We start from the raw sequence: 1,363 nt of genomic DNA on the forward strand, positions 1-1,363 counted from the left end.
GCCGCTTGTGCTGCGGGCCGATACGGCGGCGGCGGCGGCGCTTGCTCTTGTCGGGGCTGGTCTCGACACCGTATGTGGTACAGGCTTGTAGGTACCCAGCCCCTTTCCGGCACGCGTTTCCGCCTGTCGCCAGCCTTAATCTGACTGTCATCTGAGGATATTGCCCCCGCCATGTCGAATCCCGGCGCGCACAATTCAAACGTTATCGAATCATTTGAACAGATGGTCGGCATCCTCGCGGCGGGCGCTCGCCCCCGGTCGGGCTGGCGGATCGGCACGGAACATGAAAAATTCGGTTTTGTACGCCCCGAAGCGGCGGGGCCGCAGCGCGGGGCATGGTCCTCGCCCCCATACGCGCCCCGCGGGATCGAGGCGCTGCTGCGTGCGCTCGCGGCGGAGAAGGGCGGCAGGCGGTGGGAAGAAATCATCGACCGTGACGCGCTGATCGGCCTCAAGGGCATGGGGGACGCGAAAGGCGGCTCCATCTCGCTGGAGCCGGGCGGGCAGTTCGAACTGTCCGGCGCGCCGCTGCGTACGCTGCATGAAACGGCGGCGGAAATGGACCAGCATTTCGCCGCCATCCGCCCCGCCTGCGCCGCGCTGGGCATCGGTTTCATGCCGCTGGGCTTTCACCCCACCGCCCGCCGCGCCGACATTCCGTGGATGCCAAAAAGCCGCTACGCCATCATGCGCGACTACATGCCCCGCGTGGGCACGCTGGGGCTGGACATGATGCTGCGCACCTGCACCGTGCAGGTCAATCTGGATTTCGGGTCGGAAGCGGATATGGCGCGCAAGATGCGCGTCTCCCTCGCCCTCCAGCCGGTGGCGACGGCGCTGTTCGCCAGTTCCCCGTTCTATGAGGGGCGTCCCAACGGCTTCATGTCCAACCGGGCGCGGGTGTGGACGGATACCGACAACGCACGGGCGGGCATGCCGCGCCGGTTTCTGGAAGACGGGTTCAGCTTCGCCGCCTATGTGGACTGGCTGCTGGATGTGCCGATGTATTTCGTCACGCGTGGGGGGCGGATGATCAACGTGGCGGGCAGTTCCTTCCGCGCGTGGCTGGAGGGACGCAACCCGCCGGGGCTGGAAGGCGAGCGCCCGACAATCGGGGATTTCGAGGACCATCTGACCACCGTGTTCCCCGATGTGCGGCTCAAGCAGTTCCTTGAAATGCGGGGCGCGGATGCCGGGTCGCCCGCCATGATGCTGGCGCAGTCGGCGCTGTGGACGGGTCTTCTGTATGATGAAGCCACCCTGGTCGCCGCTGAAAAGCTGGTGCTGGAACATGGGTGGGACGACTATGTCGCGCTCCGGGCCGAAGTGCCGCGCACCGGGCTGGACACGCCGTGGGGGCAGG

At 66.7% G+C, this 1,363-nt stretch carries 1 protein-coding gene; it reads left to right on the forward strand.

The features are described from left to right. Nucleotides 1-171 precede the first annotated feature (171 nt). The coding region (locus tag JCM25156_RS16645) for a glutamate--cysteine ligase (protein ID WP_025814010.1) at nt 172-1,363 on the forward strand (1,192 nt) is incomplete at its 3' end.

This window comes from Komagataeibacter kakiaceti JCM 25156 (genome assembly GCF_000613305.1).